Here is a 19,398-nt window from a genome sequence, read left to right as displayed (position 1 = left end):
CCCGAAAGCCACCACTGCTATCATTCTCCGCCCTTCCACCGAGGACGCTGAACATGGGGAAATGCAAAGGCAGGTCTCCTGGCTTGCTTCTGACGCGCCGCCTTCCCATTTCCTTGGCTGCTCTTGAGAGAGCAATTTGCTTTGAAACAGTGGCAGCTGAGGCGCGCCAACTCGTGAAGCGTACAGTTGCGGGGACAGCTCCGGCATCGAACCGGATTCCCTTTTCAGCCTCGCCCCGCAATCGGGGTTTGGCCACCTCTACGCCTCAAAGATAAGGGAATACCGCATAGGCATCCGTTGAAAGGCGCCAGGATATTTTGCTGGGGTGCGGCTGCCAGTCGGTAGCACCGTCAGAAACCGTAGTTGCGCGGCCACGTTAGCACCTGCTGATACCTGCTCGCGCCATGCCTTCCCCTAAACTCCCGCCCGATTTCTACCGCCGCCCCAACCCCGTGCAGATTGCCCGCGACCTGCTGGGCAAGCACCTGTTCAGCTGCCTTGATGGCGAGCTAACCGGCGGCCGTATTGTGGAAACTGAGGCCTACTCGCACCACGGCGACCAGTCGATGCAGCTGCACCTGAAACGGCGTGGTACGCACGGCCACGCCCTGCGCGAGCCCGGCGGCCACGCCTATCTGTACCAAGTGTATCAGCGCCACACGCTGTTCAACATCAGCACTAATGAGGCCGACAAAACCGATACTGTCCTTATCCGTGCCATTGAGCCGCTGGTGGGGCTGGAGGTGATGCTTCGGCGGCGCGGGCTGGAGGAAGTGTCAGCCAAGCTTACAGCCGGGCCCGGCCTGCTCACCCAGGCGCTGGGCGTCACGCCAGCTCTTTCCGGTACCGATCTGCAAAGCAATACGCTGTGGATTGAGGACCACGCCGAAACGGTGCCGGAAGCCGAAGTGCTACGAGGCCCCCGCGTAGGCCTTGCCTATGCCGGTGCGGAAGCTGCCGAGTTGCCTTGGCGCTTCCGCATCATTGGCAGCAAATGGACCAGCAAGGCTAAGTGAATCACGGATCAGCGCGGATTCACGGATTTTGTGGACCGCGCTAAGCTGCTCGCTTAAATTGTTAGTGAGACACAAAACAAAAACAAGGGGCTTGCCGCTTGGCAAGCCCCTTGTTTTTGCGCGATTATCAACCGTCCACAAAATCCGTGAAATCCGTTTAAATCTGCGCTAATCCGTGGTCCTTTTCCGTCACGAGCACCATCAGCTTGCCTTCCAGATTGGTGGTGGCGAAAAGGTACAGGTCGCCGCCTTCGCGGATGCCGGTGCGGTGGCGGAACTCGGCTACCGTGTCGGGAAAGTTGCGGGTTGTGACGTGGGCCCGGACCTCGGGACCGAGGTGCGCGCGCAATGCCTGAGCATCGTACTTCTCGGTGGCCCGGATGCGGAAGATACGGCCCGGAAATTCGGGGTGCAGGGTATCAGAAGTGTAGAGGTGGCTATGCTGATGCAGCTTCAGTAGCTCAAACGCGGTGCCGATACTGCGGAAGCCGCCCGCCTTCAGAATGGCCACGTTGGGTTCGTAGAGGTACTGCTGCGGCTCGGCGTAGCGCGGCACGGCGCGGGCTTCGCGGGCCCGGTTCAGACGGAAATCCTGCTGCTGACCAGTGCGGAGCAGGTTCACGGTGTGCCGCTCCGGGTCTACGGCCGGCTCAGGGCCCAGCTCATACAGTACTTCCTTGCACTCATTATCCACGGCCACCACCCACAGCTGCCGCACTTGGCGCAGTTCCAGAATAGCCTGCTCGATATCAAGCATGGGCGAGGTTTTGAGCAGCACGCGGCGACCTTTGTGCAGTAGCAGTGGCATCAGGCGCAGGATATCCGGCTCGCAGTCCTGCAGCCGGAAAATCTTGCGGGCCGCTGTATCGCGCCGGGCGGGGTCGAGGTAGATCCAGTCGAACGTATCGGGAGTGTTGCGCAGAAACTGCACCGCATCGGCCGTGTGAAACTGCACATTCGAAACGCCCAAATGCGTCAGGTTGAAGCGCACCACGTCGGCTAAAGCCGCATTGCGCTCCACGTAATGCACCTCCGGAATCCGTTCAGCGAAATACGACACGTCCACGCCGAAGCCACCGGTGAGGTCGGCCAGCCGCTGCCCGCTCACCAGCGCCGCCTTGTAGGCCGCTGTGCGCGCAGAAGATGCTTGCTCCACCGACAGCGTCGGCGGGAAAACCAGTTCGGGGTTGTCGGCCCAGGCAGGTACTTTCAGGCGGGCTTTCTGGCGGGCCTGAATCTGGCGCACCAGCTCCGGAACAGGCAGACCAGGGTGTTTGCGGGCTTGTAGCGCCAGCTGAGCGGGGTCGTCGTGCAGGTGCTTGGCCACATACTGGCGCGACGCCGCGGGAAGCGGAAATTCCATGTGGTACTCCTACGAGGCAAGTAATTCAGGGGTTAGCCTGACCGGGCCGGCCCGCGCCTAGCGCAGCTGCCAGCGCAAAGCCAGCAGCGGCTGGCCCGTAGCCGATGCCGCCACGCCTACGCCAGCCGGCGCCAGTCGCTGCCACACGCCCGTATGCCCGCCAGCCGACAGGCCGGCGTTGTTGGCATCTACGGCCCGCACAAAATGCTCGTTGGTGTGGCGTGTAATGAAGATGTTGGCCAGCAAACTGCCCGCTACTACACCCAGCGTCACCTTCTGTGGGTTGCTGAAATAGTGCTGGTCGCCGCTGCCACTAAAGGTTTGAGAGCCATATATAGCCACGCCGCCCACAAAAGTCAGGCGCTCGGCCAGAAAAATCCATTTCTGGCGGCGGTAGCGGTTAAGGTTGTCCAGCGCTTCCTGGTTGCCGGCCAGGTACGGCCGCAGGCGCTGCCCAAAGTAGCCGGCGTTCTGATAATCGTCGTTGGTTGGCTGCTCTTTTGTGGTGAAATAAAAGTTCTTCTGGATGCCATTTCGGCCGCGCCCTTGGTCTTCCGGGCTAAGACGAATAGCGGTACCTGATTGCCCAAAAGCGGTGCCCGCCCACAAGCCTAAAAATAACACTAGAGAAGGGCGGAATACTCCAGCCAACGAAAGTTCAGAACGGTGCATGAAAGCAAAGATAACAGGCTGCAGCATAGTAATATCAACTATGTGCAATGGAAGATTTCGTAGCTGGCCCAACAAAAGCCATAACCGATACGTTCTGTCCGCAGTGTAATTAGCTTTCACTCCATCTGAAACCGACTATGAAAACTTCCGTTCCTTCTCTGCGCCAGCTGTTTTTGGCTTCTCTGTTGCCTGCTGCACTCGTGTTTTCTGCCTGCGGCAATGATGATGATAACGGCACGCCAACTCCCGAGCAAGGTAAACTGTTAGTTGTGCACGCGGCAGCTGTATCCAATGTGCCTATTACGGCCTTCGTTAGTGACCAGCAGGTAGCGCAGCTCAACTATGGCGCCAACAGCAGCTACTTTACTGTGAATGCCGGCGCACCAGTTCTGCGCATCAACAGCGGCACCCAGGTACTGGCCACGCAGCCGGTCAACGTCACGAAAGACCAGAGCTACTCGTCGTTCGTCTACTCGCCTTCCGCTACCATCGGCTCCAGCCCAACGGTGCTTACGGTGCCCGATGACCTGACAGCTCCAGCTGCCGGCCAGGCCAAAGTGCGTATTGTGCATTTGGCCCTAAATGCGCCAACGCCAGTGCGCCTCACGGTGCCTTCGGCACTGCCCGGCACTCCTGGTACCGACATAACGACGGACGTACCATTTGGGTCTGCTTCAGGGTTTATTGCCATCAACACGGCCTCGCTGAATCTTTCGGTTACTGCAGGCACACCCCGCACGCAGGTACTGGCCGTAGGCGACGGCACCGGTACTGGCACTGGTGTGAAAAACTACGAGTCGGGCAAAATCTACACGGTAGTAGTGCGCGGTATTGCTGGCACCGGCGTTCCAACAGCCCAACAGCCGCAGGCGGTTATCATTCAGCATAACTAGTAGCCTTTGCTACCTACTTATCCTACAACGCCTGCCCATCTGGGCAGGCGTTGTTGTTGTATAGCCCAACTAACATTTTGGTTACCTTTGTAGTTGTCTAGCAAAAAAAACAGCATCATGGTGGAGACCAAGACCACGGCCTACGTTCCGTACAAAGTAAAAGACATGAGCCTCGCTGAGTGGGGCCGCAAGGAAATCCGTTTGGCCGAAGCTGAAATGCCAGGTCTGATGGCGCTGCGTGAAGAATATGGCGCCAGCCAGCCGCTGAAAGGCGCACGTATTGCCGGCTGCCTGCACATGACTATCCAGACGGCTGTGCTCATCGAGACGCTGCAGGCGCTGGGTGCTGAAGTAACGTGGTCGTCGTGCAACATTTTCTCCACGCAGGACCACGCCGCTGCTGCCATTGCCGCTGCCGGCACGCCGGTATATGCCTGGAAGGGCCTCAATGAAGAGGAGTTCAACTGGTGCATTGAGCAGACGCTGTTCTTCGGCGAGAAGCGTGAGCCACTGAACATGATCCTCGACGATGGTGGTGACCTGACCAACATGGTGCTGAACCAGTACCCAGAACTGGCCGCTGGTATCAAAGGCATTTCGGAAGAGACTACTACCGGCGTACTGCGCCTGCTGGAGCGCGTGAAAGCTGGCACCTTGCCGCTGCCCGCTTTCAACGTGAACGACTCAGTAACGAAGTCGAAGTTCGACAACAAATACGGCTGCAAAGAGTCGGCCGTGGATGCTATCCGCCGTGCTACCGACACCATGATGGCCGGTAAAGTAGCAGTAGTAGCCGGCTACGGCGACGTAGGAAAAGGCACGGCTGCCTCGCTGGCCGGTGCTGGTGCCCGCGTTATCGTTACCGAAATTGACCCAATCTGCGCGCTGCAGGCTGCTATGGATGGCTTCGAGGTGAAGAAGATGGAAAACGCCATTCCACGCGCCGACATCGTCATCACCACCACCGGCAACTGCGACATCATCCGCGAGGAGCATTTCCGCGCCCTGCGTGACAAAGCCATTGTCTGCAACATCGGCCACTTCGACGATGAAATCGACATGGCGTGGCTGAATAAAAACTACGGCCACACTAAAGACACAGTGAAGCCGCAGGTTGACATATACACCATCGAAGGCAAAGAGGTCATCATCCTCGCCGAAGGCCGCCTCGTGAACCTGGGCTGCGCCACCGGCCACCCATCGTTCGTAATGTCGAACTCGTTCACCAACCAGACGCTGGCGCAGCTGGAACTGTGGCAGAACGGCGACAAGTACGAAAACCAGGTATACACCTTGCCCAAGCACCTCGATGAGAAGGTGGCCCGGCTGCACCTTGCCAAAATTGGCGTGGAGCTGGACGAACTGACGCCCAAGCAGGCAGATTATATCAAAGTACCCGTGGAAGGTCCGTTCAAGTCGGACCTCTACCGCTACTAAGCGGCTCCGGCTTCCGGCCTAAACATAAAAATCCCGCCCGGCACTGCGCCGGGCGGGATTTTTTTATTGTGCTCATATACAGCGTGTTATTTCGAAACGGCCGCAATACCGGTGTATTCTTCGCTAGCTGTATACAACGTAATGCCCAGTAGTTTCCATTCATGGATTAGGAACACCTCGTAGGAAATATCCTGTTTCCTGATATTCGTCATGCCTGCCAAGGGCTTCCATTCGTGCCCTAGCATTAGGCCTGAAACACTACTGTACATGCCATGAACCCGTAAGGTGGAATCTGTACGGATGCCTTCAAACCGCAGATGCAACGCGTTATTAGGGTTGAGAGGTACCATTGCACCAGTGCCCCAATTGCCAATCGGGTGCTCTTTACGTTCATCTGCGAGTAAGTTTTTGGGCCGGTCAGCTGAGGTTGAGTTGTTGCTTCTAAGTGACAAACTCAGCATAAATAATGCCGCCAGACCCAAGCTGATTTGCCGGTGTAGCACCTTAAATACCCGAAACCAAGAATACGCAATCAGTAGGAGCAGTAAAATATTCAGACCAGTCCAGAGTAAAGAAATCATAGCGTAAAACAGGATACGGTTTGTCGTCAAATTAGAAAGAAAACGCCGCTAACTTCCTGTAAGTAACAGTATTTGCTTGTTGGCCTACGCCACTACTCCCAACGAAAACGGCCAGTTCCACAGGAACTGGCCGTCTTTATATTTGAAGCCTGAGCGTTAATCTGCGAAAAACGGCTGCCCCACCATTCTTTCTGATTCCTGCCAGAGCTGCTGTACTTTCTCGGACGTATTAAAGTCCGACTTTACGGGTTCTGGCTTCTTCTTCGCGAAGTAGCCGCCGCTGGTGCTGGCCACTTCCGGTGAGGTAGCGAGGTAGATGCTGGTCTGGGCGCCATCCTCGGAAGTCGTCATGAAGGGCGCGGCGGCTTTGTAGAAAGCCCGCGTGAGCCACGTAGAGTTGCTGCCGAAGTTGCTGGCTACCACGCCCGGGTGCAGGCTGTTGGTGCTGACGTTGGTGATGCCGCGCTGCCGCAGCTGCCGGGCCAGCTCCTGCGTGAACAGGATGTTGAACAGCTTGGAGTTGGCGTAGGCCCGCATGGGCGAATAGTTGCGGGTAGCGTCGAGGTCGGCCAGATCGGGTTTGGCGAATTTGTGGGCCATGGAAGCCACGTTCACGATGCGGGCCGCCGGGCTCTGCTGCAGCTTTTCCAGTAACAGGCTGGTGAGCAGAAACGGGCCGAGGTGATTGGTGGCCAGCGTCATTTCGTGGCCATTAACCGATTCCTCCCGCTCGGCCCCGAACACCAGCCCGGCATTATTCACCAACACATCCAAACGAGCATAGCGCTGGTTGAATTCCTCGGCCGCCCGCCGTACCTGGCCCAGATCCGACAGGTCGCAGAGCAGCACATCAACCCGGGCGCCGGGTTGGGCCAACTGCTGGAGTTGCTGGCGGGTGCGGGCCGCTTTTTCGGCGTTACGGGCCAGTAGCACCACGTGGTAGCCCTGCCGGACCAGCTCGCGGGCGGTTACTTCGCCAATGCCCGAAGTGGCACCAGTAACAAGGGCAATAGGCTGCGATACTTCGCTCATAAAAAAGGCTGAATGGCTCGACGGCTATACGCAGGCATTATGGCGAAGTTGAAACTGCTGCCGTTAGTGGACTACCATACTTGCAGCTTGGTAACCCACCGCGGCGGCCTCCACGGCAAAACCCCGATATTTGCCGAACTATGCCTGCCGTTCCGCTATCCATCGTCATCATCACCTTCAACGAAGAAGTTAATATCGGCCGATGCCTGGAAGCCGTGCGCGGCCTCTCCGATGATGTGGTGGTGGTCGACAGCTTCTCTACTGATAGCACCGTGGCCATCTGCCAAAAGCTGGGTGCACGCGTGGTGCAGCACGCTTTCGAGGGCTACGTACAGCAGAAAAACTACGCCACCGCCCAGGCCCACCACGACTACGTGCTGCAGCTGGATGCCGACGAAGTGCTGACCGAGGAGCTGCGCCAGAGTATAGTCGCGGCAACTCAAAACTGGCAGGGTGGCGGCTACACACTAGCTCGCCTCACCAACTACTGCGGCACTTGGGTGCGCCACGGCGGCTGGTATCCTGACCGTAAACTGCGCCTCTACGACCGGCGCCTGGGGCGTTGGGAAGGTTTGTTGCTGCACGAGCGGTACGAAATGCAACCCGGGCAGCCCGTTTCGGCTCTTCAAGGCGACGCCCTGCATTACTCCTATATTTCCGTCGAGCAGCATGTGCAGCAACTCAACCGCTTTACCAGTATTGCCGCCGATGAGCTGTGGCTGCGGGGCCGACACAATGTGTCGGTGTTTCACCTATTGCTGAAGCCCTGGTGGAAGTTTGTGCACGGCTATTTCTTCCGGCTGGGCTTCCTCGATGGGTTTGCCGGCCTGAGTATCGCCGTTATTTCGGCCTGGGGCGTATTTCTGAAATTTGCCAAGCTGAAAACCAAAGCCGCTGCATGAGTCGCACCTTTCTTATCAGTCGCACCGATGCCATCGGTGACGTGGTGCTTACGCTGCCGGTAGCGGGCCAGCTCAAGCAGTTGTTTCCGGGCTGCCGGGTGCTGCTGCTGAGCCGCACCTACACCCAAGCCGTTGCCGAAGCCTGCCCCTGGCTGGATGGTTTCCTCAACCTGGATGATCTGCTACAGCTGCCCGCCGCCGGCCAAATAGCCGCCCTGCGCGCCACCGCCGTTGATACCGTTCTGCACGTCTTCCCCAACAAAACGGTAGCCCAGCTGGCCCGCAAGGCCGGCATCCGGCACCGTATCGGCACGCGGAGCCGCTGGTTTCATTGGCTTACCTGTAACCAGTTGGTGGCCCTGAGCCGCCGCCACTCGCCGCTACACGAAGCTCAGCTAAACCTGCTGCTGCTGCGGGGCCTCGGCCACACCAGCACACTCAGTTTGCCGGAAGTAGCACAATTAGTGCGGCTGCAACCCGTTGTAGCGCTGCGGCCTGTGTTGCGCGAGTTGCTGGCGGCCCGCAAAGCCGGTCAGCTCAATATCATCTTGCATCCGCGCAGCCGGGGCAGCGCCCGGGAGTGGGGCCTGCCGCATTTTGGTCAGCTAACCCAACTGCTGCACCAAGCCGGGCACCGGGTTTTCATCACCGGCACGGCTGACGAGGGCGAGGAGCTGCTGGAGTGGCTGCACGAGCATCAATCGTACCTGGCCGCCGACCTCACCGGCCAGCTTTCATTACCGGAGTTTCTGGCTTTTATTGCCGCCGCCGACGGCTTAGTGGCGGGCAGTACGGGGCCGCTGCATCTGGCCGCGGCGCTGGGCCGGCATGCGCTGGGCTTGTATCCACCCATCCGGCCCATGCACCCCGGCCGCTGGGCGCCACTTGGGCCACTAGCTGACTACGTGGTGTTCAACCGGCCCGATTGCCAGGATTGCCGCTCGCAGCCCGTTGCTTGTACCTGCATCAAGGCGCTGGCTCCGGTAGAAGTTGCCGGCCGGGTTCTTGCTTGGCAACCACTTATCTTGCCAAGCTGAGAAAGCGCTGCTGCGCGCTACTCAATTCATTGTTTATGATTGCAACTTCTGTTTTGCCTTTCTCCCTGCGTCAGCTATATGCCGATGGTCGTTTGTCGCAATACCTGCTGCTGCTGGGTAGCTTGGCCGCGGTTACGGGGCTGTTTGCGTCGCGGGCACTGGTAGCACTTAGTTCGGTGGTAGGTGTGCTGGCCGTGCTAACTCAGCCGCACCTGCGCCAGCAGTTCCGGGCCTGCACCCGCCTGCAAACCGTGCTGGGTATGGTTCTGATGTACTTGTTCTGGCTGCTGAGCGTAGTCTACACGTCCGAAACAGATATCTGGCGCCACGAAGTGTACCGCAAGCTGCCCTTGGTGGTGGTGCCTTTGGCCTTTGCTGTGGCAGTGCCTCTGAGCCTGCGGCAACGCTTCGGAATAGGCCTGCTGTTCGTTGGGCTGGGCACGCTACTGGCGCTGGGTACGCTTGGCCGCTACCTGCTCGACCCCGAAACTGCCAACTACGAAATCAGCATTGGCCACAACGTGCCGGCCATTACGGGCGTGTTCCACATTCATTTCAGCATTATGCTGGCGCTGGCGTTCTTCTTCGCGCTCCTGATGCGGCGCAGCGTGCTGGCTCTTCCCCTCATTCGCAATCTGCTGCTGGCGTGTTCGGCCATTCTGTTTGTGGTGATGCACGTGCTGGCCTACCGCACCGGGCTGATGGTGCTCTATGGTATGCTGCTGCTCGATGTAGGCCTGCTTGTGGTGCTGCGCCGCCGCTACCTGCTGGGTGCCGTGTTGCTGCTGGCGCTGGTTGGCGTACCGCTGCTGACCTACTACACGCTGGAGCCCATTCAGCAGCGCGTCAACGTCACCCTCGATGATGTCAACCAGTACCGCGCTGGCCGCGACATCAACGATTACTCGCTGGCTAAACGCTTTGCCGCCTGGAAAACGGCCTCTGTTATCATCAGTGAGCATCCGCTTACGGGAGTAGCCCCCGCCGACGTGGATGCGGCCATGCTGGACCAGTACAGCTACCAGAGCTACGGGCTATTGCCCAAAAACTGGGTGATGACTCATAATCAGTACTTGGAGGCTCTGGTCGGTGGTGGCATTGTGGGCTTATTGCTGTGGCTTTTGGTACTATTCGGACCTTTTTTGCAACCTGCGCTCCGCCAAAACCCGTACGTTGTACATTTCCTGCTGATGATGGGCATCGCCAACTTGGTGGATACCCTGTTACAGATGCAGATTGGGTTCAGTCTGTTCGTATTCCTCTACGGCTTTTTGGTCGTGGCTGCAGAGCGGGAAGCCCGTAGTACGTACTCAGCGGAAAGCGCTTGAGTGAGCTAGGATAATCAGTACATTTGTTTACATGGCGGATATTTTTTCACCCCCGCCGTACTTTGCCGCGCCCCCCTTATGAGCGACTCTCCCGAACGGGTTCCGAAGCTTAGTAAAGAAGAAAAAGACCGTCGGTTTCAGGCTGAATTGATGCCTGTAATCGACTCTCTGTACAATTTCGCGTTCCGGCTCACTCTTGATGAGGATGACGCCAATGACCTTGTGCAGGAGACCTATCTGAAGGCCTACCGCTTCTTCGAGTACTTCGAGCAGGGAACCAACGCCAAGGCATGGCTGTTTCGCATCCTGAAAAACTCGTTCATCAACGACTTTCGGAAAAAGAGTAAACAGCCCGCCAAGGTCGACTACAGCGAAATTGAGGGTTACTACAATTCCGAAGACGTCGAGTCCGACAGCGACGCAGGTGGTACCTCGTCTGATATGCGGCAGCAAGCCGTGCGTGACCTCATCGGCGACGAAGTGGCCAGCGCACTCAACTCGCTGCCCGTGGATTTTCGCACCGTCATCATTCTCTGCGACCTGGAAGGGTTCACTTATGAGGAAATGGCCAAAGTGCTGGATATCCCTATCGGCACAGTACGGTCTCGTTTGCACCGGGCCCGCAATTTCCTGAAGGACAAGCTTGAAAAGTACGCCCAATCGATGGGCTACGGTGCCGACTCCAGCAACACGGAGGCAGAGCCGGAGGACGATACCGACAATTACTAACCGCTAACCGCAACGGGTTGCATCATGGAAAACACCTCTACCCAATCCTCATCCTCCACTCAGCAGGCGTCCGCGCCCGCTGCTGACTGTGAACGTGTGAATACGATACTTGACCAGCTAGTTGTGGGTCAGCAACCCACCGAAGCCGACGAACAGTACATCGTGCATCACGCCGATGATTGCTCGCCGTGCTTTGATAGCATCGAAAAACAACGGGTGTTTATTGGGTTTCTCATGACCCATGTTGGCCGCAAAGGCGCCCCAAATTCGCTGCCGCAAACCATTATGTCTCGTTTGCAAACAGAAATGGCCTAATTTTACCCGATGCAGGGTAAAATCATTGCCTTTTCAGCTCCCTCTGGAGCCGGCAAAACCACTATCGTCCACCGCCTGATGGCGGCCATTCCGGACCTGAGCTTTTCCATTTCGGCCTGCACGCGCGACAAGCGCGGCCGCACCGAAGCCAACGGAAAAGACTACTACTTCATCTCCGTCCAGGAATTCCAGGAGAAAATCCGCCACGATGAGTTCGTGGAGTGGGAGGAAGTGTACGAAGGGGCCTTTTATGGCACGCTTAAGTCGGAGATTGAACGCATCTGGGAAAGCGGCAAGCATGCCGTGCTGGATGTAGACGTAAAAGGTGGCTTAAGCATCAAAGAGTTTTACAAGGACCGGGCCTTGGCCGTGTTCGTAAAGCCACCTTCTATTGAGGTGCTCGAAGAGAGGCTCCGCCACCGCGCCACCGACTCGGCTTCCAGCATCTCCGCGCGCCTCTACAAAGCCAACTTCGAGCTGACCTTTGAGGATCGGTTCGATGTGACGGTCGTCAACGACAATCTGGACGAAGCCACGGCTCAGGCTGCCAAACTGGTGCGCGACTTCATTACGGCTGAACCAGCTATTCTGTGAGTGCGGTCGGAAGCACCCAAGCCAGCGTCACCGGCAAGATCGGGCTGCTGTTTGGCTCTTTCAACCCCATTCATACCGGTCACCTGATTCTGGCGCAGCACATGGCCACGCACACCGATCTGTCGGCAGTGTGGCTGGTGGTGTCGCCTCAGAGCCCGTACAAAGTGGGCCAGGATCTGCTGCCCGAGCAGGACCGCCTCGCCCTTGCCCAGGCTGCCACCGCCGACAACGAGTTACTGTCCGTGTCGGCTGTGGAGCTGCAGCTGCCCAAGCCCAGCTACACCATCACCACCCTCGACGAAATCCGGCGCCTGCACCCCGGCCGTGAGTTTGTACTGCTTATGGGTAGCGACAACCTGCTCGGGCTTGATGGCTGGCGCGACGCCCACCGTATCCGGCAGAAGTTTGCCATCTACGTCTACCCGCGTCCTGGCTACCCGATAGATGCTGCCACTACTGCCGGCGCCAATGTGCAAGTAGTAGAAGCGCCGTTGCTGAACATCTCCGCAACATTTATCCGGCAGAGTCTGCGGCAGGGCCAATCCATTCGTTATCTGGTGCCCGATAGTGTGCTGCAGCTCATTGCCGAAAACCGTTACTGGCAATAACCAAAACACGACAAACCCAAAGCGCCTCCCGCTTCTGCCGCCCAAGTTGGGAGGCGAAGCGGGAGGCGCTTTGGATTTGTCGTGTTTTGGTTACCGGATCAGATAGTCATGATTTCCGACTCCTTCTTGCTGGTCAGACTGTCAATCTGCACAATGTAGCTATCGGTAGCTTTCTGCACTTTGGCTTCAGCATCCTTGATGGCGTCCTCAGCGGCACCATCTTTCTGCAGCTTGCGCAATGACTCGTTCACGTCTTTGCGGATGCCCCGGATGCGTACTTTGCCGCTCTCCGATTCCTGCTTCACCTGCTTCACCAGGTCGCGGCGGCGCTCCTCGGTCATGGGCGGAATGTTCAGGCGCACGCCTTCCGCATCCGACTGTGGGTTCAAGCCCAGGTCACTGTTCTTGATGGCCTTCACCACTTCCGCAATGATGTTCTTCTCCCAAGGCTTAATGAACAGCGTGCGCGCATCCGGCGTCGAAACGTTGGCCACCTGCGAAATAGGCGTGGGCGTGCCATAGTAGTCTACGCGCAACGAATCGAGCATAGCCGGTGAAGCCTTGCCCGCCCGAATACGGCTGAGTTCCAGGCCCGTGTGCTGCAGCGACTTGGCCATTGATTCCTCGGCTTCGCTCAGATAAAACTGAATTTCTTCGTCCATTGGTGTGTGAGGTGAATTAAGAATTGAAAACTAGAAATGACAAGGCTCCAGACTGAGGTCGGCGCTTATCATTTGTAATCGTTAATCCAGATTAAGCTTGCTCGGAAGGAGTGTCCAGCGAGGGGTGCAAGGCGCTGATTGTGCTGTCGGTTTCCGTGGGCTGCGGGTGATTCATTGTCACCAGCGTGCCTACAGTTTCGCCGTCGATGAGCCGTTGCAGGTTGCCTGCCTTGTTCATGTCGAAAACAATGATGGGCAGGTTGTTTTCCTTGCAGAGCGTGAAGGCCGTCATGTCCATTACATTCAGGTTTTTGGCCATCACCTCGTCAAACGTAATGGTAGGGTACCGTACGGCGGTGGGGTCCTTCTCCGGGTCAGCGGTATAGATGCCGTCCACGCGAGTACCTTTCAGCACCACGTCCGCTTCAATTTCGATGGCACGCAACGACGCGGCCGAGTCAGTAGTGAAGTAGGGCGAGCCAATGCCGGCGCCAAAAATAACCACGCGGCCTTTTTCCAGATGGCGCAACGCCCGCCGCCGAATATACGGCTCACACACCCGCTGAATAGTGACGCCGGACAGCAGGCGCGTATTCACGTCGAGCTTTTCGAGGGCGCTCTGCAGCGCCATGGAGTTGATGACCGTAGCCAGCATACCCATATAGTCGCCCTGCACCCGGTCGAGCCCGAAAGCTTCCGCCTGCACGCCCCGAAAAATGTTGCCGCCGCCAATTACCACCGCTACCTGTGTGCCGGTGGCGGCGGCTTTCTTGATTTCCTCGGCATACTGCATCAGCCGGGTGGCATCGATGCCGTATTGCTGTTGGCCCATCAGGGCTTCGCCGCTTAGCTTAAGCAGAATTCGGGTGTACTTCAACGTCGGAGGAATTAAGTGTATAAACGATGGTAAGCGCGCCTCGCGGTGGGGCGCCAAACCCAGGAATTATGGTTGGTTAGCTGAACTGAATCAGCACCTGCCCTTTGGTAACGTTGTCACGCAAGCCAGTTTTGATAGCACCTACGGTGCCGTCGCCTGGTGCTTTCAAGATATTTTCCATTTTCATGGCTTCGAGCACCAGTAGGGGGTCGCCCTTCTGAACTACTTGGCCCGGTACCACCCGAATATCGACAATCAAGCCCGGCATAGGGGCTTTCAGCTCATTCACCTTGTTGGCCGCGGCATTGCTCATGCCCAGTTTGTCTAGGAGCAGATCAAACCGGTCTTTGGCGTGCACTTCCACCAACTGTCCATTGATTTTAAGCTGGAAGGATTTGGTGGCAAATTCGGCACTGACTACTTCCGCCACGTACGAGCGGCCACCGTGCAGTACATGAAAGTGGCCCGGCCCGGATACAGCCAAATCCCAATCAAAGGGCTGACCGTCTAAGGTAATGGCGCCGGCGGCACGATAGTCTACGGCCCAAGTTTGGGTGGGGCTGGTGCTAACCTGTAGCATAGAGAGAGGAGGAGAGGGCGGAAATGGGCTTAAAGATAGGCCAAATCTCAAATAATTTCGGAACTTGAGGACCCATATACCTATCGCATCAACGCATGAAATATTCGGTTCTCAGCATTCTGGGACTGGTCCTTGCGTGTCAGTTTCAAGCTTCTGCACAGGTTGTTAAGAGTACCAAGCCAGCAGGCAGCAAAGCAGCTACGCACAAGAAATCCGAATCGACTCCGGCCCCTGAAGCGGCATCGTCTATTCTCGTCGTGCCTTCGTGGCTACCTTCTACTAACCCGGTACAGCCGGCCGCTACCATCCTCCACGATCTGCTTGATACCAAACTCGACGTTCGTTTCGACTGGGGCAAACAATGGTTGCTCGGTACTGCTACGCTCACTGTCAGGCCTCACTTCTATCCGCAAAGCCAGTTGGTACTCGATGCCAAAGGCTTCGATGTAAAAAGCGTGCGGCTAATGAATGGGGGAAAAGAGAAGAACCTGACCTATAGTTACGACAAGAAGAAGCTAACCATTTCGCTGGACCGTGCCTATTCTCGTACCGAGCAATGCCAAGTTCGGATTCAGTATGTGGCCAAGCCGAATGAGCTGGAAGTAGGCGGCAGTGCAGCCATCACCCAAGACAAGGGCCTGTACTTTATCAACCCACTCGGTACCGACAAAACCAAGCCCCGCCAGCTCTGGACCCAGGGCGAAACGGAAGGCAGTTCCTGCTGGTTTCCGACCATCGACCGGCCCAACCAGCGCATGACGCAGGAAATCAGCCTCACGGTGGAAGCCGGGCTAAAGACACTATCCAATGGCCTGCTGGTAGCATCGCGCAAAAACAATGATGGTACCCGTACCGATACATGGAAGCAAAGCTTGGCTCATGCTCCATACTTGGCCATGCTGGCTGTCGGTGACTTTGCTGTGGTCAGTGACACTTGGCGCGGGAAGTCAGTGGAGTATTACGTCGACCCTAAATTCAGCACTACGGCCAGGAAAATATTTGGCAATACCCCGCAAATGCTGGATTACTTTTCCAAAAAACTTGGAGTTGACTTTCCATGGGAGAAATACTCGCAGGTAGCTGTGCACGATTTTGTGTCGGGAGCCATGGAAAACACCACGGCTGTCACGTTCGAGCAAAGCTTGGTGCAGTTCACTCCCCGTGAGTTGGCTGATGTTGGATACGACGCCGAGTCTACGGTGGCGCATGAGCTGTTCCACCATTGGTTTGGCAATTATGTAACCACCGAATCGTGGGCCAATTTGCCGCTCAATGAGTCTTTTGCCGACTATTCTGAGCTGTTATGGGCCGAGCACAAATACGGCGCTGATGCTGCAGGCTTGGTGCAGCAGGAAAAGCTAGGTCGGTACCTCGAAGAAGCCCAAAGCAAACGCGAACCACTGATCCGCTACCGTTACGCCAAGCAGGAAGATATGTTCGACCGTCATTCCTATGACAAAGGCGGACGTGTACTACACATGTTGCGCAACTACGTTGGCGATGAGGCTTTCTTTGCTTCTCTCAACCGCTACCTCACTCAGAATAGGTTCGCTACTTCAGAAATAGCCAAGCTGCGCATTGCTTTCGAGGAAACTACTGGTGAAGACCTGATGTGGTTTTTCGACCAATGGTTTATGCAACGTGGCCACCCTGAACTGAAAGTAACACACAGCTTTGCCAATGGCCAAGTGAGCATGCGCGTGCAACAGCTGCAGGATTCCACTTTCACGCCCATCTACCGGCTGCCTGTTACCATTACAGTGTGGGCCAACAACCAGCCTACCGACCACCGCATCACAGTCACGAAGGCTGACCAGACTTTCCGGCTTCCTTCGTCTCAGCGTCCGAGCTTAGTAAAATTTGATGGCCAAGGGCAGTTATTAGCTGAAATTGAGGAGGAGCGCACCCAAGAAGAGTTGCTATATCAATATGCCCACGCTAAAAACTACCTGCAGCGCTACGAAGCCGTTGCGCAGTTGCGCAGCAAAAGTGCCGAGTTACCTGTGAGCACCTTGCTGCGTAATGCACTCAACGACCCTTTCTGGGCGGTGCGCCAGGCAGCAGTGCAAGCATTACGCCGGTACAAAGGGCCCGAAGGCAATGCTGTACGCCAAGATCTGCAGCAAGTAGTGCTGAAAGATAAGAACAGCCAAGTACGGGCTACTGCGCTTAACACACTGGCTTCTTTTACCAACGAAAACTATTCTGACGCTTTTCTAACCGCCCTCAACGACAGCTCTTATCGGGTCGTTAGTGCCGGTATTCAGGCATTGGCCAAAACTCCCACCCCCAACTCACAGGAGAAGATTGCTGCCATGCAGGAAAGCAGCAACGCGGAAGTCCTGACGTCTATTGCCACCTATTATTCACTCAATGGCAGCAGCGTCGAGCAATACCAGTGGTTTATGCGGCGCCTGCCCGATGTGAGCGATGCTGACCTCTACCGTAGCTACCTGCCCGATTTTGCCACTTTCATGCTCCGAATGCCTCCCATTGAGCGGGAGAAAGGCATTCAGCGCCTAGAAAGCCTGGCACGTACTGCACCCAGCAGCTTTGTCCGGTTAGGTGCCTATCGTGGATTGAGCATATTAGCATCCAGTATGCCCGCTCTGAAAACAACGTTGCAAGATATTCGCAGCAAAGAGAAAGACGAGCAGGTAAAGGCTTATTATGCCATGATGCAGTGACAACAGTAAAAAAACGTCAGATTACTTCTTGCCAGATAGAATAGTGTCTTGGTAAAAGCACTCAAGTGGTTAGCCTAAAAAAGAGGTGAATCAGGGTCGGCTGCAAGAAAAAATATTAAACGAATTTCAAGGGTGCGCTTGACTTGCATCAGAAAGCATCTAATTTTGCAACTCAATTCAACCAGATAACCACTTCAGGCGAAACGGTTGAAAGGGAACTTCTTGGCAAACGGCCAAGAAATAACAATCGGGGGGGTTCCAGAGCGGCCAAATGGGACAGACTGTAACTCTGTTAGCGTAAGCTTTCGAAGGTTCGAATCCTTCTCCCCCCACGATTGCTGAATAAAGAGACTCGCAAGGCAATAGAATAAGTTGGCTGCCTACGAGTTTCCTTATTTACACTACGCGGGAGTAGCTCAGCTGGTAGAGCGGCAGCCTTCCAAGCTGCAGGTCGCGGGTTCGAACCTCGTCTCCCGCTCAGTATTCGCAGAGCTGCGGAATGAGCAGATACAGCCGCAATGACGATTGTACTTCTCCTGTCGTATCTTTGCTGAACGTACAAAGTATTAGCCGTTTTAGCTCAGTGGTAGAGCACTTCCTTGGTAAGGAAGAGGTCATGGGTTCAAATCCCATAAATGGCTCACATTATACCGGCGGTGCAGCGCGGCTGCTCTGTTTGGACTAGTCTGAAAAGCAAAGCGACGTGCAGTCCCCACTAAGCGGAGCTGCGTTTCGCTTTCTTTCAGTATAAGCAAGTCGCGTTTTCCTCCTCACAACACAGTTCTTTAATCTCACTTACAATGGCCAAAGAAAATTTTGATCGTTCCAAGCCGCACGTGAACATCGGTACGATCGGGCACGTCGACCACGGCAAAACCACCCTGACCGCTGCTATCACCATGGTACTGGCGAACAAAGGTTTGGCCGCCAAGCGTGACTTCTCGTCGATCGACAATGCTCCCGAAGAAAAGGAGCGTGGTATCACGATCAACACCTCGCACGTAGAATACGCTACCGAAAATCGTCACTATGCTCACGTTGACTGCCCTGGTCACGCTGACTACGTGAAGAACATGGTAACGGGTGCTGCCCAGATGGACGGTGCTATCCTCGTGGTAGCTGCTACCGACGGCCCAATGCCCCAGACGCGTGAGCACATCCTGCTCGCTCGCCAGGTAGGTGTTCCTCAGCTGGTAGTGTTCATGAACAAAGTGGACATGGTGGATGACCCCGAGCTCCTCGAGCTGGTGGAAATGGAAATCCGTGAGCTGCTCTCGTTCTACGACTTCGACGGCGACAACATTCCAGTTATTCAGGGCTCGGCTCTGGGTGGCCTGAACGGCGACGCTACTTGGGTTCCCAAGATTGAAGAGCTGATGGCTGCTGTAGATAGCTACATTCCAATCCCAGCTCGTCTGACCGACCTGCCCTTCCTGATGCCAGTAGAGGACGTATTCTCTATCACGGGTCGTGGTACGGTAGCAACCGGCCGTATCGAGCGTGGTATCATCAACTCGGGTGAGCAAGTTGAAATCCTCGGTATGGGTGCTGAGAACCTCAAGTCGACCGTAACAGGCGTTGAGATGTTCCGCAAAATCCTCGACCGTGGTGAAGCTGGTGACAACGTAGGTCTGCTGCTCCGTGGTATTGAGAAAGAAGCCATCCGTCGTGGTATGGTTATCTGCAAGCCAGGTTCGGTTAAGCCTCACACCAAGTTCAAGGCTGAGGTCTACGTGCTGTCGAAAGAAGAAGGTGGCCGTCACACGCCGTTCTTCAACAACTACCGTCCTCAGTTCTATTTCCGCACCACTGACGTAACCGGCATCATCACGCTGGGCGAAGGCGTGGAAATGGTAATGCCCGGCGACAACGTAACTATCTCGGTTGAGCTGATCAACTCGGTAGCTATGGAAAAAGGCCTGCGTTTCGCTATCCGTGAGGGTGGCCGTACGGTAGGTGCCGGTCAGGTAACCGAAATCACCGAGTAGTTTTCCTTGGATTCTAGGAAATCAATGCAATCCGCCTCTGATTTTTTCAGAGGCGGATTTGTTTTGTAAATAGAGTTCCATACATTTGCAGTCCCAA

19 protein-coding genes, 3 tRNA genes and 1 riboswitch are annotated in these 19,398 nt (G+C 56.1%); of the genes, 15 read left to right on the top strand and 7 right to left on the bottom strand.

Going from position 1 to position 19,398, the window contains the following annotated elements; genetic code table 11:
- Positions 1-51: 51 nt before the first annotated feature.
- A riboswitch (cobalamin riboswitch) is annotated at positions 52-275 on the bottom strand.
- Between the two features lie 129 nt (positions 276-404).
- Positions 405-1,016, top strand: coding sequence for a DNA-3-methyladenine glycosylase (locus H8B14_RS03020; protein WP_187314110.1), 612 nt, complete (start codon positions 405-407; stop codon positions 1,014-1,016).
- Between the two features lie 157 nt (positions 1,017-1,173).
- Here H8B14_RS03020 and H8B14_RS03015 read toward each other — a convergent pair whose 3' ends face one another.
- Together H8B14_RS03015 and H8B14_RS03010 are read right to left on the bottom strand one after the other, a co-directional pair.
- A complete protein-coding gene (locus H8B14_RS03015; protein WP_187314109.1) occupies positions 1,174-2,379 on the bottom strand; it encodes a class I SAM-dependent methyltransferase in 1,206 nt (401 codons plus the stop codon).
- 57 nt (positions 2,380-2,436) lie between these two features.
- Positions 2,437-3,051: a hypothetical protein gene (locus H8B14_RS03010; protein WP_187314108.1), complete on the bottom strand. Its 615-nt coding sequence runs from the start codon at positions 3,049-3,051 to the stop codon at positions 2,437-2,439.
- A 137-nt stretch (positions 3,052-3,188) separates the two neighbouring features.
- On the opposite strand from H8B14_RS03010, the gene H8B14_RS03005 reads away from it, so the two are divergent.
- Entirely contained in the window at positions 3,189-3,944 is a 756-nt protein-coding gene (locus H8B14_RS03005) for a DUF4397 domain-containing protein (protein ID WP_187314107.1), read from the top strand.
- Positions 3,945-4,061: 117 nt separating this feature from the next.
- Complete coding sequence (gene ahcY / locus H8B14_RS03000; RefSeq protein ID WP_187314519.1) at positions 4,062-5,381, top strand: adenosylhomocysteinase; 1,320 nt, start codon at positions 4,062-4,064, stop codon at positions 5,379-5,381.
- An 86-nt stretch (positions 5,382-5,467) separates the two neighbouring features.
- Here the strand turns inward: ahcY and H8B14_RS02995 are convergent, their stop codons facing one another.
- Both H8B14_RS02995 and H8B14_RS02990 read right to left on the bottom strand, forming a co-directional pair.
- A complete protein-coding gene (locus H8B14_RS02995; RefSeq protein ID WP_187314106.1) occupies positions 5,468-5,962 on the bottom strand; it encodes a hypothetical protein in 495 nt (164 codons plus the stop codon).
- A 156-nt stretch (positions 5,963-6,118) separates the two neighbouring features.
- Positions 6,119-6,994, bottom strand: coding sequence for an SDR family oxidoreductase (locus H8B14_RS02990; RefSeq protein ID WP_187314105.1), 876 nt, complete (start codon positions 6,992-6,994; stop codon positions 6,119-6,121).
- A 140-nt stretch (positions 6,995-7,134) separates the two neighbouring features.
- Between H8B14_RS02990 and H8B14_RS02985 the strand changes: the two genes are divergently transcribed.
- The 7 genes from H8B14_RS02985 to nadD all read left to right on the top strand — a co-directional run bounded on the left by H8B14_RS02985 (position 7,135) and on the right by nadD (position 12,507).
- On the top strand, positions 7,135-7,896 hold the full coding sequence (locus H8B14_RS02985) for a glycosyltransferase family 2 protein (RefSeq protein WP_187314104.1): 762 nt from the start codon (positions 7,135-7,137) through the stop codon (positions 7,894-7,896).
- Positions 7,893-8,933, top strand: coding sequence for a glycosyltransferase family 9 protein (locus H8B14_RS02980; protein ID WP_187314103.1), 1,041 nt, complete (start codon positions 7,893-7,895; stop codon positions 8,931-8,933). The genes H8B14_RS02985 and H8B14_RS02980 overlap by 4 nt, the downstream gene beginning before the upstream one ends.
- Positions 8,934-8,968: 35 nt before the next feature.
- Positions 8,969-10,261: an O-antigen ligase family protein gene (locus H8B14_RS02975; RefSeq protein WP_187314102.1), complete on the top strand. Its 1,293-nt coding sequence runs from the start codon at positions 8,969-8,971 to the stop codon at positions 10,259-10,261.
- Between the two features lie 78 nt (positions 10,262-10,339).
- Entirely contained in the window at positions 10,340-10,990 is a 651-nt protein-coding gene (locus tag H8B14_RS02970; RefSeq protein ID WP_187314101.1) for a sigma-70 family RNA polymerase sigma factor, read from the top strand.
- Positions 10,991-11,014: 24 nt separating this feature from the next.
- Positions 11,015-11,305, top strand: a complete 291-nt coding sequence (locus H8B14_RS02965; RefSeq protein WP_187314100.1) for a hypothetical protein — start codon at positions 11,015-11,017, stop codon at positions 11,303-11,305.
- Positions 11,306-11,314: 9 nt separating this feature from the next.
- A complete protein-coding gene (gene gmk, locus H8B14_RS02960) occupies positions 11,315-11,899 on the top strand; it encodes a guanylate kinase (protein ID WP_187314099.1) in 585 nt (194 codons plus the stop codon).
- Positions 11,896-12,507 carry a nicotinate (nicotinamide) nucleotide adenylyltransferase gene (nadD, locus tag H8B14_RS02955; protein ID WP_187314098.1) on the top strand — a complete coding sequence of 204 codons (612 nt, stop codon included), beginning with the start codon at positions 11,896-11,898 and terminating at the stop codon, positions 12,505-12,507. The genes gmk and nadD overlap by 4 nt, the downstream gene beginning before the upstream one ends.
- 98 nt (positions 12,508-12,605) lie before the next feature.
- Here the strand turns inward: nadD and frr are convergent, their stop codons facing one another.
- From frr to H8B14_RS02940, 3 genes are all read right to left on the bottom strand, one after another.
- Positions 12,606-13,169, bottom strand: coding sequence for a ribosome recycling factor (frr, locus tag H8B14_RS02950; protein ID WP_044015991.1), 564 nt, complete (start codon positions 13,167-13,169; stop codon positions 12,606-12,608).
- 91 nt (positions 13,170-13,260) lie between these two features.
- Positions 13,261-14,046, bottom strand: a complete 786-nt coding sequence (gene pyrH, locus H8B14_RS02945; RefSeq protein ID WP_187314097.1) for a UMP kinase — start codon at positions 14,044-14,046, stop codon at positions 13,261-13,263.
- A gap of 76 nt (positions 14,047-14,122) precedes the next feature.
- Complete coding sequence (locus tag H8B14_RS02940) at positions 14,123-14,626, bottom strand: biotin/lipoyl-containing protein (RefSeq protein WP_187314096.1); 504 nt, start codon at positions 14,624-14,626, stop codon at positions 14,123-14,125.
- Between the two features lie 257 nt (positions 14,627-14,883).
- On the opposite strand from H8B14_RS02940, the gene H8B14_RS02935 reads away from it, so the two are divergent.
- The 5 genes from H8B14_RS02935 to tuf all read left to right on the top strand — a co-directional run bounded on the left by H8B14_RS02935 (position 14,884) and on the right by tuf (position 19,301).
- Positions 14,884-17,313, top strand: a complete 2,430-nt coding sequence (locus H8B14_RS02935) for a M1 family metallopeptidase (RefSeq protein ID WP_315984797.1) — start codon at positions 14,884-14,886, stop codon at positions 17,311-17,313.
- A 249-nt stretch (positions 17,314-17,562) separates the two neighbouring features.
- Positions 17,563-17,645 (top strand) — tRNA-Tyr (locus tag H8B14_RS02930).
- A gap of 73 nt (positions 17,646-17,718) precedes the next feature.
- A tRNA-Gly gene (locus H8B14_RS02925) sits at positions 17,719-17,791 on the top strand.
- Between the two features lie 91 nt (positions 17,792-17,882).
- Positions 17,883-17,954: transfer RNA gene (locus H8B14_RS02920), tRNA-Thr, on the top strand.
- A gap of 159 nt (positions 17,955-18,113) precedes the next feature.
- Positions 18,114-19,301, top strand: coding sequence for an elongation factor Tu (gene tuf / locus H8B14_RS02915; protein WP_044015999.1), 1,188 nt, complete (start codon positions 18,114-18,116; stop codon positions 19,299-19,301).
- Positions 19,302-19,398 lie beyond the last annotated feature (97 nt).

It is taken from the genome of Hymenobacter puniceus, from assembly GCF_014333525.1.
Taxonomy (GTDB): Bacteria; Bacteroidota; Bacteroidia; order Cytophagales; family Hymenobacteraceae; genus Hymenobacter.
Note: the sequence above shows the minus strand (reverse complement) of the source record. Positions and strands in the feature narration are given on the sequence as shown.